Origin of the sequence: Urbifossiella limnaea (assembly GCF_007747215.1) — a bacterium.
GTDB lineage: Bacteria > Planctomycetota > Planctomycetia > Gemmatales > Gemmataceae > Urbifossiella > Urbifossiella limnaea.
Map to the genome: position 1 here is coordinate 4,022,030 of NZ_CP036273.1, position 17,299 is coordinate 4,039,328.

At 69.7% G+C, this 17,299-nt stretch carries 15 protein-coding genes; 7 read left to right on the forward strand and 8 right to left on the reverse strand.

Annotated features, from left to right (window positions below; translation table 11 throughout):
* Positions 1-3: 3 nt before the first annotated feature.
* A complete protein-coding gene (locus ETAA1_RS16455; protein ID WP_238389234.1) occupies positions 4-1,929 on the reverse strand; it encodes an endonuclease MutS2 in 1,926 nt (641 codons plus the stop codon).
* 56 nt (positions 1,930-1,985) lie between these two features.
* Positions 1,986-2,465, reverse strand: a complete 480-nt coding sequence (locus ETAA1_RS16460; protein WP_145240298.1) for a TIGR03067 domain-containing protein — start codon at positions 2,463-2,465, stop codon at positions 1,986-1,988.
* A gap of 215 nt (positions 2,466-2,680) precedes the next feature.
* Here ETAA1_RS16460 and ETAA1_RS16465 point away from each other — a divergent pair, with 215 nt between their 5' ends.
* From ETAA1_RS16465 to ETAA1_RS16475, 3 genes are all read left to right on the forward strand, one after another.
* Complete coding sequence (locus ETAA1_RS16465; protein ID WP_145240300.1) at positions 2,681-3,646, forward strand: DNA integrity scanning protein DisA nucleotide-binding domain protein; 966 nt, start codon at positions 2,681-2,683, stop codon at positions 3,644-3,646.
* 163 nt (positions 3,647-3,809) lie between these two features.
* Entirely contained in the window at positions 3,810-5,615 is a 1,806-nt protein-coding gene (locus tag ETAA1_RS16470; RefSeq protein ID WP_145240302.1) for a hypothetical protein, read from the forward strand.
* Between the two features lie 55 nt (positions 5,616-5,670).
* A complete protein-coding gene (locus ETAA1_RS16475; protein WP_145240304.1) occupies positions 5,671-6,051 on the forward strand; it encodes a hypothetical protein in 381 nt (126 codons plus the stop codon).
* Positions 6,052-6,156: 105 nt separating this feature from the next.
* Here the strand turns inward: ETAA1_RS16475 and ETAA1_RS16480 are convergent, their stop codons facing one another.
* From ETAA1_RS16480 to ETAA1_RS16495, 4 genes are all read right to left on the reverse strand, one after another.
* Entirely contained in the window at positions 6,157-6,798 is a 642-nt protein-coding gene (locus tag ETAA1_RS16480) for a hypothetical protein (RefSeq protein WP_145240306.1), read from the reverse strand.
* A gap of 250 nt (positions 6,799-7,048) precedes the next feature.
* Complete coding sequence (locus ETAA1_RS16485) at positions 7,049-8,125, reverse strand: Gfo/Idh/MocA family protein (RefSeq protein WP_145240308.1); 1,077 nt, start codon at positions 8,123-8,125, stop codon at positions 7,049-7,051.
* 10 nt (positions 8,126-8,135) lie between these two features.
* The gene (locus ETAA1_RS16490; protein WP_145240310.1) at positions 8,136-9,035 is read right to left on the reverse strand and encodes a sugar phosphate isomerase/epimerase family protein; all 900 of its coding nucleotides are present in this window, start codon (positions 9,033-9,035) and stop codon (positions 8,136-8,138) included.
* An 82-nt stretch (positions 9,036-9,117) separates the two neighbouring features.
* Positions 9,118-11,361 (reverse strand): DUF4139 domain-containing protein, encoded by a 2,244-nt coding sequence (locus ETAA1_RS16495; RefSeq protein ID WP_145240312.1) that lies wholly within the window; start codon positions 11,359-11,361, stop codon positions 9,118-9,120.
* Positions 11,362-11,523: 162 nt separating this feature from the next.
* On the opposite strand from ETAA1_RS16495, the gene ETAA1_RS16500 reads away from it, so the two are divergent.
* Positions 11,524-12,309 (forward strand): AMP nucleosidase, encoded by a 786-nt coding sequence (locus tag ETAA1_RS16500; RefSeq protein WP_145240314.1) that lies wholly within the window; start codon positions 11,524-11,526, stop codon positions 12,307-12,309.
* Here the strand turns inward: ETAA1_RS16500 and ETAA1_RS16505 are convergent.
* Both ETAA1_RS16505 and ETAA1_RS16510 read right to left on the reverse strand, forming a co-directional pair.
* Complete coding sequence (locus ETAA1_RS16505; protein WP_145240316.1) at positions 12,272-12,847, reverse strand: RipA family octameric membrane protein; 576 nt, start codon at positions 12,845-12,847, stop codon at positions 12,272-12,274. The two genes, ETAA1_RS16500 and ETAA1_RS16505, sit on opposite strands and share 38 nt — an antisense overlap.
* Entirely contained in the window at positions 12,844-13,527 is a 684-nt protein-coding gene (locus ETAA1_RS16510; protein ID WP_145240317.1) for a hypothetical protein, read from the reverse strand. Before ETAA1_RS16510 ends, ETAA1_RS16505 begins: the two co-directional genes overlap by 4 nt.
* A gap of 98 nt (positions 13,528-13,625) precedes the next feature.
* On the opposite strand from ETAA1_RS16510, the gene ETAA1_RS16515 reads away from it, so the two are divergent.
* From ETAA1_RS16515 to ETAA1_RS16525, 3 genes are read left to right on the forward strand one after another with little or no spacing between them, the layout of a single operon-like run.
* On the forward strand, positions 13,626-14,681 hold the full coding sequence (locus ETAA1_RS16515; RefSeq protein WP_145240319.1) for an ABC transporter substrate-binding protein: 1,056 nt from the start codon (positions 13,626-13,628) through the stop codon (positions 14,679-14,681).
* 17 nt (positions 14,682-14,698) lie between these two features.
* Positions 14,699-16,195 carry a sugar ABC transporter ATP-binding protein gene (locus ETAA1_RS16520; protein WP_202920962.1) on the forward strand — a complete coding sequence of 499 codons (1,497 nt, stop codon included), beginning with the start codon at positions 14,699-14,701 and terminating at the stop codon, positions 16,193-16,195.
* Entirely contained in the window at positions 16,188-17,171 is a 984-nt protein-coding gene (locus ETAA1_RS16525; RefSeq protein ID WP_145240323.1) for an ABC transporter permease, read from the forward strand. Before ETAA1_RS16520 ends, ETAA1_RS16525 begins: the two co-directional genes overlap by 8 nt.
* Positions 17,172-17,299: the final 128 nt, after the last annotated feature.

A 17,299-nucleotide genomic window follows, 5' to 3' on the forward strand; every position in this document is an offset into this window, starting at 1 on the left:
CGGTCAGCCGGCGGGGAAGATTTCGTCGAACGGGACCTCCCACTGGCCGATGCCGACGCCGACGGTCACCGTCTGCTTCTTGGCGTCGACGCGGACGACCTTGCCCGTCTTGTCGAACCGCGACACCAGCACCACGTCGCCGGCCTTCAAGCCCGCACGCATCTGAACCAGCGCCGCCGCGGCTTCGGCCTCGCGGTCGAGTTGGGCCCTTCGGCGTTCGAAGTCCTCCTTCTCGCGGTTCGCCTCGTGCGTCGCGGCGAGCGCCGCCTCCTTCGCCTTTTCGGCCTCCTCGCGCAGCTCCTGCAACCGGGCCAGCTCGCCGGTCTTCCCCTTGCGGCGCTTCAGGTAGCGGCGGGCCTTCTGCAACACACCCTTCGGCAGCTTCAGGCGGCGCGCGATCTTCAGGGCGTTGCTCATCCCGTACTGCCCGATCAGCAGTCGGTAGGTCGGCCGCAGCGTCTCGGCGTCGAACTCCACCGCCCCGTTCTCGGCCCGGTCGTTGTTGAACGCGTACGTCTTCAGGTCGCCGAGGTGCGTCGTCACGACCGCGCGGCAGCCGATGCGGTCGAGTTCGTCCAGGATCGCTCTCCCGAGCGCGGCCCCTTCGGTGGGGTCGGTGCCGGCGCCGAGTTCGTCGAGGAGCACGAGGCTGTCGGCGTCGGCCGTGCGGAGGATCGCTGCGATGCGCGTGACGTGCGAGCTGAACGTGCTGAGCGACTGTTCGAGGCTCTGCTCGTCGCCGATGTCGGACAGGATGTGGCGGAAGACCGGCACCTGACTCCCTTCGCCGGCCGGGATGTGCATGCCGCACTGGGCCATCAGGCACAGCAGGCCGGTCGTCTTCAGCGTGACGGTCTTCCCGCCGGTGTTCGGGCCGGTGACGACCAACAGGTTGAACCCGTACCCGAGCCGCAGGTCGATCGGCATTACCTTTCGCGCACCCTCTGCGGGGTCGCCGCGGAACAGGTTTTCGAGGAGCGGGTGCCGGGCCTGTCGGAGCCACAGGCGGCGCTCGTCGTTCACGTCTGCGGGGTACATGCCGAAGTCGCGGCTGAACCGGGCCTTCGCCGCCACCAGGTCGAGCTTCGCCAGCACCTCGACCGCGTAGGCCAGCGGCTTCGCCACCTTGCCGACCTCGGTGCTGAGCCGGCGCAGGACGCGCTTCACCTCGCGGTCCTCGTCGGCCTTCAGCGTCACCCGCTCGGCGCTGAGGTTGGCGATACTCGCCGGCTCGACGAAGATCGTCTCGCCCGTGCCGCTGACGCGGTGAACCACGCCCTGCACCTTGTGCCGGTGGTTCGCCGCCACGGGCAGCACGTAATGGTCGCCGTGGATCGTGGCGTTCGGGTAACTCAGGATTCGCCGCAGCTCGGGGTTCGCGAGCAGCCGGCGGACCTCGTTCTTCACCTTCTCGTCGAGGTCGGCGAGGAGTTGCCGCACGGCGGCGAGGTCGCGGCTGGCCATGTCGAGGACGTGGCCGCGGGTGTCGATGCAGCCGCTGATGGTCTTGGCGACGAGGCCCAGGTCTTCGATCCCGGAGAGGTGGTCGATGAGGCCGGTGAGGTGCTCGGCGAGCCGCATCCGGTAGCGGTACATCGCCCCGGTGCAGGAGAGCGTGTCGGCCACTTCGAGGAGCTGCTCGGCCGTGAGCATGGTGCCGATGGCGGCGCGGCGGGCGAGGAGCCGCACGTCGTGCAGGCCGCTGAACGGCGGCGCCTGCCCGAGCCCGAGCGCTTCGACCATCTCGGTGACGAGGCGTGTTTCCGCGCGGATCGGGTCGGCGTCGGTGAACGGCTCAACGGCGCCGGCCAGGTCGCGGCCGAGGGCGGTGGCGGCGTACGCAGCGAGGAGGTCGCGGACCTTGTCGAACTGGAGGAGTTCGAGCGTGTGAGCGTCCATCAGCGGGGGGGCGGGGTGTTCGGCGATCATGCGGGTCGGACACCCCGCCGCGCCGGCGGGTTCGGTATTCTACGACCGCCGCCGCCTCACTTCGGCTGCTTGGCCCAGACTTCGAGGAAGTGCCCGCTGCCGGCGGGGGCGACGAACTGCGTCGGCCGCGGCCGGTCGACGGGGCCGTAGCACAACTTCAACTCGTTGCCGGCGACCTCGTAGATGCCGTGGCGCTTCTGCCCCTTCAGGTTGCCGCCGGCGAACTCGAACGTGATCCCCTTCGGGCGCGTGCTCGGGTCGAGGGCGACGGTCATGACGGCGAGCTTGAGCACGGTCGGCGGGTTCTTCGACTTGTCGGCGTAGTACAGGTGGTACTCGCTGCCGTCGAACACGGCGGTCAGCTTGGCCATCTCGTCGACCGGCGCCTGGCTCTTCCCCTCGTGCTGGATGGCGAGCGGCTTCCAGTTGCCCTGCATGACGGCGAGGTCGCCGGCGGGCGCGGCCGGGGGCTGAGCCGTGACCGTACCGAGGAAGCCGAGAGCCGCCGCGACTGCCGCCAGACTGACCCGCCGCATGTGCCACCCCCGCGCCCGGACGACCGTTGGCGGGCGGCTATGCCGACGGGCGCGTGCGGCGTCAAGGCCGGTCAGTGGTGCGGCAGGGGTCCGGGCAAACCAGGATTCCGGCCGGAATTCCCGCCCCGACAGTTGGCCCGACGTGCGAACCTGAATACAGTGGGCTCGGTAACCCCCGTCGCCGACTCGTTCCAGCCCCCGGATCGTCCTCGCGCATGAGCCTGCCGAGCCAAACCGTCGCGCTCCTCCAGGCCGCCCGCGACCTGGTCAAGACGCTCCCGGCCGACGCCGTCCTCGTGCTCACCGAGACGGCCATCGACTGGGACGAGGTCGGGCGCCTCCTCGTCGGCTGTCGGTTGTTCGTCGCCGCCGAGAACCCCGCCCTCACCAAGCCGCTCCGCGACCACCCCGACTGGACGGTCATCGACCTCGACCCGGAGCCGCGGCCCACGCAGGAGCGGATGAACGACGCCCTCCTCAAGGCCGTCAGCGAGGAGATGCTGCAACCCGGGTCGCACGTCGTCGCCCTCTACAACGGCATCGCCACCCTCGAGGACGCCCCCGAGCCCGTGGACAGCCTCAGCGTCATTCACCTCGGCGAGCACCTCGAGCGGATGACCTCGCAGGACCTCCGCGTCCTCGGCACGTCGGTGCCCCTCGACGTGCTGCGGGCCGTCGTCGAACTCGCCACCGAGATCGGGCGCGAGGGGCGCGAGGGGCAGCCGATCGGGACCATCCTGGTCGTCGGCGACACGAAGAAGGTGCTGGGCCTGTCGCGGTTCCAGAACTTCAACCCGTTCCGGGGCTACACCCGGGCCGAGCGGGACATCCGCGACCGCGAGGTCCGCGAGCAGATCAAGGAGATCGCCAAGCTGGACGGCGCCCTCCTCATCGGCCGCGACGGCATCGCCGAAGCCGCGTGCCTCCACCTCGGGGCGCGGGCCGACGGGCTGAACCTGCGGAAGGGGTTCGGCAGCCGCCACGCCGCCGCCGCCGGCATCAGCAAGCACACGAACGCCATCGCCTTCGCCGTCAGCCAGTCGAGCGGGTCGGTGCGGGTGTTCCAGAAGGGCGAGGAAGTGCTGCACATCGAGCCGCTCGCCCGGCCGCACGTCTGGCAGCCGTTCCGCCTCGAAACGCAGGAGGAGCCCGACGGCGAGGCCGGCGACGACGCTTCCTGAAAGCCCGCCCGGCGGCCGGCGAATCACCGGGTGGCGAAACCACGATCCCGTTCGCCGGGTAGCGTGACCGTCGGCGGCCGTGGTCGGTAAGATGGCCCGCGAGCGAAACGCGGGCGCCCGGCCGGCGTCAGCCGTCTGCCCCCGTCCTCACGAGACACCGCTCATGCTGCGGACCCTGCGCCTCCCCCTCGCCGCCGCCCTGGCCCTGGCCGCCGCCGGCCCCGTCGCCGCCCAGCCGGCCGGTAAGAACGTCAGCCTCCCGTACCCGGCCAAGGCGCCGCTCGTCGTCGCCGTGAACGGCTGGCAGAAGACGACCGACCGCCTGACCAAGATGACCGACTCCCTCCCGAAGGCCGAGGCCGAGAAGGTCCGCGGCGGGCTGGAGCTCGGCATCGACAAGGTGTTCGAGGGCCGCAAGACCGAGAGCGTGCCCGGCGACCGCCGACTCTTCGGGGTGATTCACGACTTCTCCAAGCTCGGCGACGAAGAGCCGGCCTTCGCCGTGCTCCTCCCCGTCACGGGGTACGCCGAGTTCAAGCGCTCGTTCCTCACCGCCGGCGAGCGCGACACGGTGGCGAAGGCTGGTAAGGGCGTCGAGTCGGCCGAGGTGTCGTTCGGCGGCGGGCCGACGAAGAAGATGTACCTCGCCGACCTGAAGGATTACGTGGCCGTGTCGCCGAGCGAGGAGGTGGCGGCGAGCTACGCGGCGCCGTACACGCGGGCGCAGTCCGGCTCGATGGGGCCGGACCTGTCCGGCACGTTCATGGCCGCCGACGCCGCCGTCTACGTCAACATGGAGGTGATCAACGACCTGTACGGCGAGCAGATCCGGCAGGTGAAGGGGCTCATCGACTTCGGCCTCGGGCAGGCCGAGATGCAGGGCAAGATTCCCGGCCTGGACGGCCGGCAGATCGACGTGGTGAAGACGATGTTCACCGGGCTGCTGCAGGGCGTCGAGGACGCGCAGGGGCTTCTGCTGGCGATGGAGTTCCGGCCCGACGGGCTGCGGTTCGCCGCCCGCACGCGCTTCACCACCGACAGCCCGACGTCCACGGCCCTGGCCGCCGAGGCGCCGACGTCGCTGACCGATTTGGGCAAGCTGCCGCAGGGGCTGGGTGCGTACGGCGGCTGGCGGTTCGGCAAAAAGCTGAGCGACACGTTCCGCCCGTTCACCCAGAACTTCGCGGCCCCGGAGGGGGAGGACGCGCAGGACGCCAAGATCACGAAGCTGCTGAATCAGGTGGGCGCGGCCGGCGCGGGCGTCGAGGTGACCGGCAGCAGCGGCGCCAACGCCGCCATCGTGATGTCGCAGTACAAGAACGCGAAGCAGGCCGCGGCCGGCCTCGTCGGGGCGTACGGGGCCGTGCCGGTCGGCGGTAAGGTGATGGGCGTCGTGACCAAGGAGAAGACCCGCGTCACCGACGCGGCGCAGGCGCACCGCGGGTTCACGTTCTCCGAGATCAAGCTGGCGTTCGACTTCGAGGCGACGATCCAGTCGCTGCCGGAGCAGGCCCGCGAGACCACCCTGGGGAACCTGAAGCGGGTGGCCAAGGAGCGGATGACGTACTGGATCGGCACCGACGGCAAGGCCGTGGCCACGCTCACCGCCGACGACTGGGGCGCCGCGAGCAAGCTCCTCGACGACTACCTCGAAGGCACCGCCGGTGTCGGCACCGAGGCCGGGTTCAAGCTGACGCGCTCCAACCTCCCGGCCGACGCCACGGCGGTCTACCTCGCGGAGACGAGCCAGACCGTCCAGATGATCACCGACCAGGTGAAGGGCATCCCGACGCCGAACGGCCGGCCGGCGATCGGCAAACTCGGTAACGTTCAGGGCGGCGAGCCGACGTACGTCGGGTTCGCGCTGACGCTGAAGCCGCAAGGCGCGGGCGTGGACGTGTTCGTCCCCGGCACGGCGATGAACGTCGCCGCCCGGATGCTGGCCGGCGCGTTCCGCCGCGTCGAATAGTTCGCCACCCGGCCCGGGGCCGCCCCCGGGCCACTTCCCCACCCCGGAGGTCCTCGTGCCCACGCACGCGCTCCTGTGCCTGTCCGCGGTCGTGCTCGCAACTGCCGCCGGCTGCGGCCCGGCCCGCCTTGACGAGAAGAAGACGTACCAGCTGACCCCCGGCGACACGCAGATGATGATCCTGCCCAAGCAGCCGAAGCCGCAGCGGATCACCGTCGAGTTTGAGTCGGACCAGCCGATCGAGGTGGGGATCTACCGGTCGTCGGACGTGCCCCAGGACACGACGCCGCCGGCGTCGAAGGCGCTGGGAATCGAGCGGGCCAAGGCGACCGGCACCGTCACCGCGGACCTGGGGCCGGACGAGGCGACCACGGTCACGTTTTCGGCGCTGGGCAAGGCGGCAACTGTAAAAGCGCACGTCCACAACAAGAAGTGACGCAAGCCGCCGGTGATCCGGGGGCGTCGGCCCCCGGATCGTGTCAGGCGTGTTGACGGTATCCGAAGCCCGGGTGCGGACGCTCCCGGGACACCTCTCCCGATACTACACCCGCCGGGTAAATCGCCGCCGGGCCAGTACCAACACCCCACCGACTCCCAGCAACACCGCCCCGCCCGGTCCCGGCACGACCGCCGGGTCCGGCGCCGCCTCCGGGAACACGGTCACCGGGTCGGGCGGCTGCAACCCCTGCCCAGTCTCGGACGTGGCCCCGATCGTGTACGAGCCCGCGTCGATGAAGAAGGTCAGCGGCTCGTTCAGCCCCGACCCCGGCGTGACGCGGATTCTTGCCAGCACGTCGTTGGCTCCGGCCACCGTGTTAACGCCGATCCCGGCGATCGAACCGGCGATGTTGACCGTGAAGTTCGGGCTGTCGACGATGGCCGACTGGCTCGAGCCGAACGTGCCGGCCGCCCCGAAGGCGTACTCGCCGTCGCCGGGGCGGAACACCTCAACGCTCATCAGCGTGATGGGGTTAAGGCTGGTCGTCTCGACGATCAGGTCGAGGTTGAAGTTGGTGAACGAGTTCAAGCCCGGGGCGCGGAGCTCGAACGTGAACGGAGTGCTCGGCTGGTAGCTGCCGGGGAACGGACCACCGCCGTCGCCGACGAACAGGGGGATGGTGTCGGCCCGCGCGGGGGCGGCGGCCCCGATCGCGGTCGCCAGGGCCAGCACGATCGTCCTCACGTTCGGTCCTCGCAGGTGTGTCAGACTGCACCCGTTGTACCACCCGCGACCGCCGCCGGCGCCGTCAAAACCGCTACGACCGGCACATCCGGCCGCGCAAAGTCGATTTTCGAGGCGATGCCATGCCAACTGCGAAGACGGGAACTAGCTCGAACCAACTTTTTTATGAGTCGGTGACATGTTTCCGCGACCCGACCCCCACCGGCCAGAAACAATGATTACGGCTTGATCGTTCTCCGCGGATCGCGAGTCAGAGCGGGAGGCGAACCGCCCGGCGCTCGCGGTGCGACTGGTAGACCGCGGTGAACATCTCGACCACGGCCCGGCCGTCTTCGCCGGTCACGAGCGGCGGCCGGCCCTCGCGCACGGCGCGGACGAAGTCGCGGATTTGCAGAGCGTGGTAGTGCGTGGTGCCGTCCACGCCGGCGAACGCGGCGCGGTCGGCGGCCTGGAACTCGGCCAACCGGTGTTCCTCGCCGGGGATCGTCCACAGGTCCGTTACCGGGGGTTCAGCGATGCCCGACACGCCGGCGACGAAGCTCGCCCCGGTGTCGGTTTCGACGCCGACCGACGCCCCGTTCGAGCCGTGGACGTGAACCTTCGTGTAGACCCCCGGCCTCTGCGCCACGCTCGTAAGGATTGAGCCGAGCCCGCCGGACTTGAAGCGGATGGCAGCGACCGCGGTGTCGTCCACCTCAACGGTCGGGTGGTTGAGGTTGCCCCAGAAGCCGGTCACCTCCGCGGCCGGGCCGAGCAGCCACAGCAGCAGGTCGAGTTGGTGCGGCGACTGGTTGACGAGAACGCCGCCGCCCTCGGTGTCCCAGCGGCCGCGCCACGGGTCGGAGGTGTAGTACGCGGCGTCGCGCCACGAGTACATCAGGAACAGCCCCAGCGCCGGGGTGCCGAGCTTACCCGCGTCGATCGCCGCCCTGATGCGCCGGACCGGCTCGTAGAACCGCCGCTGACTGATGACGCCGAGGCGAACCCCGGCCCGCTCGGCGGTGGCGATCATGGCATCGCAATCGGCGAGTGTCGCCGCCATCGGCTTCTCGACGAGGACGTGTACGCCAGCCTCCGCGGCGCGGATCGTCGGCGCGGCGTGCGCCGGGTGCGGCGTGGCGATCAGCACCACCTCGACGCCGGCACTCAACAGCGCGTCCAGGTCCGTGAAACCAACTCCCCCGTGCGTGGCGGCGAACGCCGCGGCCCGCGCCGGGTCGGCGTCGCATGCGCCGACGAACACCGCCTCCGGGACGGCCCGCAGCGCCGCCGCGTGCAGCCCGGCCACCTTGCCGCAGCCGACGATCCCGACCCGTACCGGTTGCACTTCGCGGCCCTCAGTCGGGGAAGTGTTCGGCGACCTTCCGCCGCAGGAAGGCCAGCGACTCGGCCATCTCGCCCATGCCGTTCATGCCGTCCTCGATGCTCACCCAGCCGCGGTAGCCCACGCCGGCGAGCGTGCGGAAGATGGCGTCGTAGTCGTTCAGCCCCTTCCCGGTCACGCCGTGTCGGAGGTTCGGCGAGTAGCCGAGCGTGCCGTCGGCCTGGCGCAGTTCCTCGATCGTCGTGCCGTCGGCGAGGTAACGGTCGCTGGCGTGCATGCTCACCACCCGCGGGGCGACGAGTTTCAGCAACTCCAGCGGGTCGTCGCCAGCGACGAGGGCGTTGGACGGGTCGTACTGGACGCCGAAGTGCGGGCTCTCCGGCACGGCGGCGAGAAGTTCGAGGAACACGTCCTGTTTCTGGGCGAACTCGGGGTACTGCCAGAAGCCGTCCTTGTAGTGGTTCTCCAGGCCCAGCACGATGTCGTGCTCCTTCGCCACCGGCAGCACCTGCTCGATGCAGCGGACCACCCGGTCGAGCCCCTCGCGGCGGTCGAGCCCGGGGTAGCGTTGCCCGCTGAGCACGCGGCACACGGTGCCCGGCCCCCCGAGCCGGCGCGCGACGCCGATCATGGCGACCTCGCGCTCGACGGCGCGCTCGCGGGCGTCAGCGTCGGGGTGGGTGAAGTCGGGGGAACAGCACAGCATCGGCATGGCGAACCCGGCTGTGCGGATGGCGTCGCCGACGGAGTCGAGGTAGCCGGGGTCGAGGGACGTGAAAAACCCGTCGTACATTTCGAGGCCGTCGGCGTCGAGTTGCTTCGCCTGCTCGATCCAGTCGAAGACGGACATCGACCGCGCACCGGCGATCGCGTCGAGGTAGCACTTGGGGAACGCGGAGAGGCGCAGGGGCATGGGGCACCGCGGGCGGGGGTGCCGCTAACGTAGAAAGCCCGGGGACGGCCGTCCCCGGGCTTCGCGGCGTGACACCGCGTCGTCAGTCGGTCAGGATTGCCAGGAAGTCCTCGAACGTCTTCCGCGAGGTGAACTCGGCCGCCATCAGGTTCTTCTCCTGGGTGGTGTAGCCGTCGATCTCGCGCTCCTGCGTCGCCAGCCGGTCGAGGTACGTCTTGTACACCTCGGCCTCCCGCGGCGTCGCGCCCAGGTTGCGGCGGATGCGGTCCTGGTCGGTGTTCAGCCGGGCCAGGTTCGCCTTCACCTGCGCGAGGTCGCGGACCTGAGTGTCCCACGCGGCCTTCAGCTTCAGCGCCTCCGCCAGTTTCTGCTTGAGCGCCGGCGTGGCCTCGTTCAAATTCATCACGAAGCGAATGGTCTGGTCCGGGTTGTTGGACAGCACCACTTGCGAGGCCACGTCGCGCTCCTCATTGACCGGGAACGTCTTCTCCTCGCCGGCCTTCACCGCCACCTGGAACCGGTACACGCCGGCCGTGTCCTCGATGGGCCGGTCCGTCTCCACCAGCTTGAACTGCTGGTTGGTGCGGTTCGGGTGCTCGATCACGAGTGTGCGGTCCGTCTGGCTGCGGTTGGCGATGCGGTACTTCTTCTCCTCGCGCACTTTCGTCGTGGTCGTGACGATGCCTTTCACCGCCCGCACGTTCGTGATCCGGCTCGTGCCGGGGCCGTTCTGCGGATCGACTTCGGTGCCCAGGTCGATCGCGTAGCTCACGAGCCGCTCCTCGCCCGGCTGCACGTCCAGGACGCGCGTGTCGCCGGCGTAGGTGCTCCCCTCGAACACGGTGATCGGCCCCTGGGACAGGTGGACACCCGACGTATTCTTGAAGCGAAGCCCCAACAGCGGGTGCTTCGGCTGCACGGCCGGGTTGTAGATACTGACGCGCGTGCCCTCAACCTCCTTGCCGACGATCGGCAGCAGCGCCGACTTCTGGCGGGCGAGCGAGACGGGGTGGTCAATGGCGTACTGGAAGAAGTCGCCGAGCTTGCCGGCGGTGGCGGCGCTGCCGACTGCCCCGGTGCCGAGCCGGCCGGCGAGTTCGCGGCCCACGTCGGCGGCATGGCGGCGGCGCTGTTCGGCGTCGGCCGGGCTGTCGGTCGCCGCGAGACCCATCGCGGCGCTACCCCCGCCGGCACCACCACGGCCGAAGCCGCCCATCGGCCCGTTCATCGGCGGTGCCGATGCGGCCGGCGCCGGCGGCGCACCCGGCGCCATTTTCGCCATCGGAGCGCGGTTCAGGGCGTCGCGCAGGGCCAGCTTGTCGGCCTCGCCGCGGCCGTTGAAGCCGCCGTCATACGTCGGCGGCCGGAGGGACGCGAACAGCTCCGGCTCGACCGTCGGCCGTGGCACGAACAGCGGGTTGTACAGGTCCATCTTGAAGCTGATCGGCCGGCCGCTGATCAGCGCCATCCGCACGCCCGACCAGTCCTCGTCGGTCGGGTTCTCGACCACCGCCCAACCCTGGAGGTAGGGCTTGCCGCCCTTCCCCTCGGCGTCCAGCACGAGCCGGTAGCTCGTCTTCCAGACCGGCGCCTCAACGACGTAGCCGACCTGCACGCGGCGCTTGCCGTCGCCGGCGAAGTGCAGGCTCACGGCCTTCTTCGCAGCATCGTGGTTCATCGCCAGCACTTCCAGTGCCCGGCGGAACTCGCTCTCGATCACCGGGTTCAGAAACCGCAGTTGCTGCACCTCGGTCAGCTTCACGGCACGCATCCCCTCGGCGCACCACATGTTGAGCACGGCCACGGGTACAGCCGGCTGGTTCGGGCCGCCGGCCACCGCCTGCGTCTCGATTCCGACGATGGAGCCGGTCAGCTTGCCGGGCTGGTTCTGCGCCGTCGGCGTCGTCGTCACCTCGACCCGCTCGCCGCGGGCCTGCTGCAGGATGCCGGCGAACGTGGTGTCGCCGTTCAGGTTGATCGAGAAGCTGGCCAGCGTCCGCGCGATGGGTTCGCGGCTGTCGTAGGACACCGCCGCGACGCGACCGCCGCCGAAGTCTTCCAGGACCATCGACTTGATCAGGTCGTTGATGTCCGCTTCCTGGAAGGTGAGATCGACGCGGGCGTCACCGTCCACCTCGCCGCTTCGGCTGAAGTACCCGACGCCGCTGTTGAACATCACGACGCGGCTGATCGGCAGCGTCACGGCGGGCTTGAGGTCTTGCTTGCCGTCTGCGAGGGCGGTGTTGGCGAGCCAGCGGTCGGCGACGACGCCGGAGCCAATGGCCCCGGCCAGTGGCACGCCCCACAGTAGTTTCCGTCGCAGCATGGCAGACCCTCTCGGAACACGGGTGAGGCAACACGGACGATCATACCGCCAACCCCGCGCTCGCGGCAGGCTTTCTCGCAGGGTCGTTACCGCGTCGTTACGCGGGCTGGTTACGGTCGGCGTCGGCCGGCACAATACCCGCACCCCACCGGGAGCCGTTGCATGAAGACGAAGGCCGAGATCGTCGCCGACTGGCTGCCTCGCTACACCGGCCGGCCGGTCGAGCAGTTCGGCAAGTACGTGCTCCTCACCAACTTCACCAACTACCTCGACCTGTTCGCCGAGCGGTTCGGCGTCAAGGTCGTCGGCCGCGACCGGCCGATGCAATCGGCCACGGCCGAGAACCTCACCATCGTCAACTTCGGGATGGGGAGCGCGATGGCGGCCACCGTGATGGACCTGCTCGCGGCCGTGGAGCCGCGGGCGGTACTTTTACTGGGGAAGTGCGGCGGGCTGAAAAAGACGAGGGTCGGCGAGTTCATCCTGCCGATCGCGGCGATCCGCGGCGAGGGGACGAGCAACGACTACATGCCGCCCGAGATTCCGGCGCTGCCGTCGTTCCGCCTGCAAGCCGCGGTGTCGGCGGCGATCGTGAAGCGCGACCTCGATTACTGGACGGGCACCGTCTACACCACGAACCGCCGCGTCTGGGAGCACGACGACAAGTTCAAACAATACCTCACCGACATCCGCGCGTCGGCGATCGACATGGAGACGGCGACGGTGTTCGTGGTCGGCTTTGCGAACCACATCCCGAAGGGGGCGCTGCTACTCGTCTCGGACAACCCGATGACGCCGGAGGGGGTCAAGACCTCCCGCAGCGACGCGGCCGTGACCGCCCAGTTCGTGCGGGCACACCTCGACATCGGCATTGACGCGCTGGTCGAGTTGCGGGACCGGGGCGAGTCGGTCAAGCACCTGCGCTTCGAGGAGCGGCCGGCGAGTTGACCGCGGCCCGCACTTCCTTCAACCGCCGCTCGGCCCGGCGCAAGCGGATCACCACCCACCCGAGCACCAGCGTCAGCGCCAGGATCGCGGCGCGTTCGGGGGTGATGTGTGCGTCGGTCGCGGGGTTGTCGGTCCGCAGCAGCAGCCACGCCAGGAAGCCGACCCAGGTGAAGGCGAACAGCAGCGGCACGGCCAGCGCCAGCGGCCGGGAGATCGACCACCCGTCGCTGCGGCCGGGGCCGGCCCAGCCGGCGAGGGTGTCGCGGTAGTCGGGGACCAGCTCGCGGGCGCGGCGGTGGACGTGCTGGCAGTACGCCCAGTGCCGCGTCTGGATGAGCAGCCACAACAGCGTGAACAGTAGCCCTACGACGGTGAGCGGCACGAACAGCGTGAGCGACGGTTCCTTGTTGAACAGGATGGCGCACAGCGACAGCAGGCCGGTTTCGAGGAACGAGAAGTAGTTCAGCCGGTTGTGGAACAGCTGCTCCTCGTGCATGCCGTGCTGCCACACCCGGTTCGCGGCGTCGGCGTCGGTCATCCGAAGCTCCCGAGACGGGCCGCCCACGCCGCCCACAGGGCGAGCCCGAACAGCACCCGGCACCCGATTTGCGCCGACACCCACCACAGCGACGAGCGGGCCGTCGCCCCGAACTCGGTCATGCTCTTGCGGACTTCGGCGTCCACCATCTGCGACGGGTTCACAAGCCCGAGCGTGGCGATCTTCACCAGCGGGCCGCGCCACCCGAGCCACGTCTCGGCCTGGTCCAAGTACTTCACCGTTTCCGAGTGGTCGAACCGGCCGACGCTGACGACGAAGTAGAGATCGACGGCCAGCATCGGGACCACCGCGGCGACGACGACCGCGAACCAGAGCAACTCCTCCCGCAACTGTCCGCCGCTCAGGTCGGCGTCTGGCCAGATCACCCGCGAGCAGATCATCTGGATCAGCGTCAGGCCGAAGGCCAGCATCGCGGGGCGGAAGAACTCCCAGTTCAGCAGCATACTGCCGTGCTCGGCCAGCCGGCTCATCAGCCGGGGCCAGCGGCCGCGGACGACGAAGATGATGCGGATCGCGTCCCAGTACACTTCCCACCGCCGGACCAGACTGATGACGAACATCAGAGCCAGGTAGAAGTCGAAGACGCGGATCAGGTTGATGGGGTGGCCGTTCGGCATCGGCGTCGGCCTCCCGGGGTGCCGGCGCGGTTGGCCGGTCATCGGGGTTGTATCGGGAATTCCGCCCCGGCAACTTGACCCGCGCTGCCGACGCCCTTACCTTTCGCCCAACGGCCCGGCCCTCCCCCCGGACTCGCGGCATGTTTCGCGGCCTGCGCATCCTCCTGCTGCTCGCCACCGCCCTGTCCGCCGGCTGCGGACGCGACGCGGACGAGCTGGTCATCGTCGTCATTCCCAAGGGGATGACGCACGAACACTGGCAGTCCGTCCGCCGCGGAGCGGAGCGGTGTGCCTCCGACCTGCTGGCGTCTGAAGGACGCCGCGTCCGCATCATCTTCGACGGCCCGCTCCGCGAGCGCGACGCGATGGAGCAGATTCGGATCGTCGATCGGCGCGTCGCCACCGGGGCCGACGGCATCGTGCTCGCCCCGCAGCACAGCCGCACCATGACGGCGTGCGTCCGCCGGGCCGCCGACGCGGGGCTCCCGGTCGTCGTCATCGACTCCGGGCTCGCCGACCCCGACCACTTCGTGAAGTACGTCGCCACCGACAACTACCGCGGCGGGTGCCTCGCGGCCGAGCATTTGATCGGCGAGTTGAAGAAACGTGGGAAGACGACGCCGAAGCTGATCCTGTTCCGATACGCGGTCGGCTCCGAGAGTACGGAGCAGCGCGAGAAGGGGTTCGAGGACACCGCGAAGCGGCTGTGCCCGAACGCGGTGTGGCTCTCGACCGACCGCTACGCCGGCTCGACGCGCGACTCGGCGATGCGCGAGGCCGGCCCGCTCGTGTTCCAGTTCCGCGACCAGGTGGACGGCGTGTTCGCGCCGAACGAGTCGTCCGCGAGCGGCCTCGTGGACGTGCTCCGCTCCCAGATCCTGAACGGTAAGGTCCTGGTGATGGGCTTCGACGCAAGCAAGCCGTTGCTGCACTCCATCGCCAGCGGCGACGTGGTCGGCAGCGTGCTCCAGGACCCGTACCGGATGGGATACCTGTCCACGTGGTGCGCCGTCCGCCACCGGCTCGGCGAGGACGTAAACGCGGGCCGGACGCAGATGGACCTGAGCACCGGCGAGTACGTCGTGACCCGCGACAACGTCGAGAGCGAGGCGATCCGCGGGCTGTTCGACCCGGAGTTGCAGGCCCGGCGCGTGATGAACCCGCCGCACTTCCCGAAGCGGGGGGCGACGCCGTGACCGCCCCGCGCCTCCGCATGACGGGCGTCCGCAAGAGCTACGGGCCGACGCACGCGCTCCGCGGCGTCGATCTGGAGTTGGCCGCGGGAGAGGTTCACGCCCTTGTCGGCGAGAACGGCGCCGGCAAGTCCACGCTCATGAAGGTGTTGAGCGGCGCCGAGCCGCCCGACGCCGGCACGATGGCGTTGGACGGCATGCCGTACCGGCCCGCGGGGCCACAGGCCGCCCGGCGGCGCGGCGTCGCCATGATTTATCAGGAACTTGCCGTCTGCCCGCACCTGTCGGTCGAAGCGAACGTGCTGCTCGGGCTCGAATCGACGAGTGCCGGGTTCCTGCGGAAGACCGCCGACCGCGACCGGGTGCGGGCGGCCCTCGCCGAACTGGGCCACCCCGAGATCGACCCCGCGGCCTCAGTCGAGTCGTTGTCCCCCGCCGCGCGGCAGGTTGTGGAAATCGCCCGTGCCCTGCTCACCGACGTGAAGCTGCTTGTGCTCGACGAGCCGACCAGCGCCCTGACCCAGGAGGACGCGCAACGGCTGTTCGAGCTCGTCGCCCGCCTCAAAGGCCGCGGCGTGACGGTGGTGTACATCAGCCACTTCCTCGAAGAGATCGAGGCGGTCGCGGACCGTTATACGGTTCTCCGCGATGGCTCGGCCGTGGGCACCGGCCGCGTGACGGACGTGACCCGGCCGCGGCTCGTCGAACTGATGGTCGGTCGGGCCGTGGACGAGCAGTACCCGCGCGTGCCGCACGCCGCCGGCGAAGTCATTCTGGAACTGAACGGCGTCGCTGGCTCTCCCCTGCCCCGCTCGGCGAGTTTAACGCTGCGCCGCGGCGAGATCCTCGGTCTCGCCGGGCTCGTGGGCTCGGGCCGCACGGAACTGCTGCGCGCCGTGTACGGCCTCGCCCCGGTCCGCGAGGGGTCGGTCAAGGTGCAAGCCTTCACCGGCGGAACTGCGACGCCGACACAGCGCATCCGGCAGGGGCTCGGGCTGCTGAGTGAAGACCGCAAGGAGGAAGGCCTGGCGCTGTCCCGCAGCCTCGCCGACAATCTCACCCTGAGCCGCTTCGCACCGCTCGCCCGCCACGGCTTCCTGTCCCCCGCCCGCATCCGCGCCGCGGCTTCGGCTCAACTCACCCGTCTGGGTGTGAAGTACCGTGACGCCGAGCAGCCGGCCGCCGAACTGAGTGGCGGCAATCAGCAGAAGGTCGCACTCGGCCGGTTGCTCCACCAGGACGCGGACGTGTTCCTCCTCGACGAGCCGACCCGAGGAGTGGACGTGGGCAGCAAAGCCGACATCTATCGGCTCATCGGCGAACTCGCCGCCGCGGGCAAGGCCGTGCTCGTGGTCAGCAGCTACCTCCCCGAGTTGTTCGGCGTGTGCGACCGCATCGCGGTGATGGCCCGCGGCACCCTCGGGCCGGCGCGGCCGGTCGCGGATTGGACACCGGAAGCCGTCATCGCCGCGGCGACCGGCGCGGACAAACCTTCAACCCCCGCCCACCATGTCTGACGCAGCCTCGAAGCGCCTCGCGCTCCCCGCCGGCCCGTGGGCCGGGTTTGTCGGCGTGTTCCTCCTGTTCGCCGTCCTCATCGGCTCGCAAGGCGGGCTCAAGACGTTTCTCAGCGTCGGCAACCTCGAGGTGCTACTGCACGAGGGGACCATTCCGGCCGTGGTCGCGCTCGGGATGCTCCTCGTACTCATCAGCGGCGGCATCGATCTGTCGGTCGGCGCGGTCGTCGCGCTGGTCACGGTCGTGACGATGCGCGTGTACACCGCCGTACTGGCGTCGTCCGGCAGCGGCGTCGAAGCGAGCCTCACGGCGGTCGCGGCCGGCATCCTCTCAGGCGGGTTGTGCGGGCTTGCGAACGGACTCCTCGTCACCCGACTCGACCTACCGCCGTTCGTCGCCACACTCGGCATGTTCGGCGTCGCCCGCGGTGTAGCCGTGTGGCTCGCCGAGCGGACCACGCTGGCCTTCCCCGGCGGCGTCACCCCCGAGTGGGTGGTTTCGCTCGGGAAGACCTCGGCGCTGAACCCCGGGCTGTGGTCGCTTCTGGTGCTCGCCGTCGGGGTGGCCGTGCTCCTGCACCTCACGGTGTTCGGCCGACACCTGTACGCCGTGGGGTCGAACGAGGCGACGGCCCGGCTGTGCGGCGTGGACGTGCGGCGCACCAAACTCGCGGTCTACGTACTCAGCGGTCTACTTACCGGGTGGGCCGGCGTCCTGATGTTCGCCCACAGTAACAGCGGCAACCCGACCCTCGGGGAGCAACTGGAGTTGGACGTGATTACCGCCGTGGTCATCGGCGGGGCGAGCCTGGCCGGCGGGCGGGGCACGGTCGTCGGGGCGATGCTCGGGGTCACCATCCTGGGGCTCATCAAGAACGGTGTCAGCCTGTTCAACGTGCCGGTCGAGATGCAGTACATCCTCATCGGCGTCCTGCTTCTGGCCAACGTGGCGCTGGGCCGCTGGCGCGGGCGGTGAAGTTCCCCCATAGCACGCGTTTTGAGCAGCCGGCACAACCGGCACCGATTTTTCACCGCCGGATTGGGGCCGGGGCTGAAAATCGGTTGACACACCCCTCACGTCGGGTAGGCTGAGAGTGACCCGTC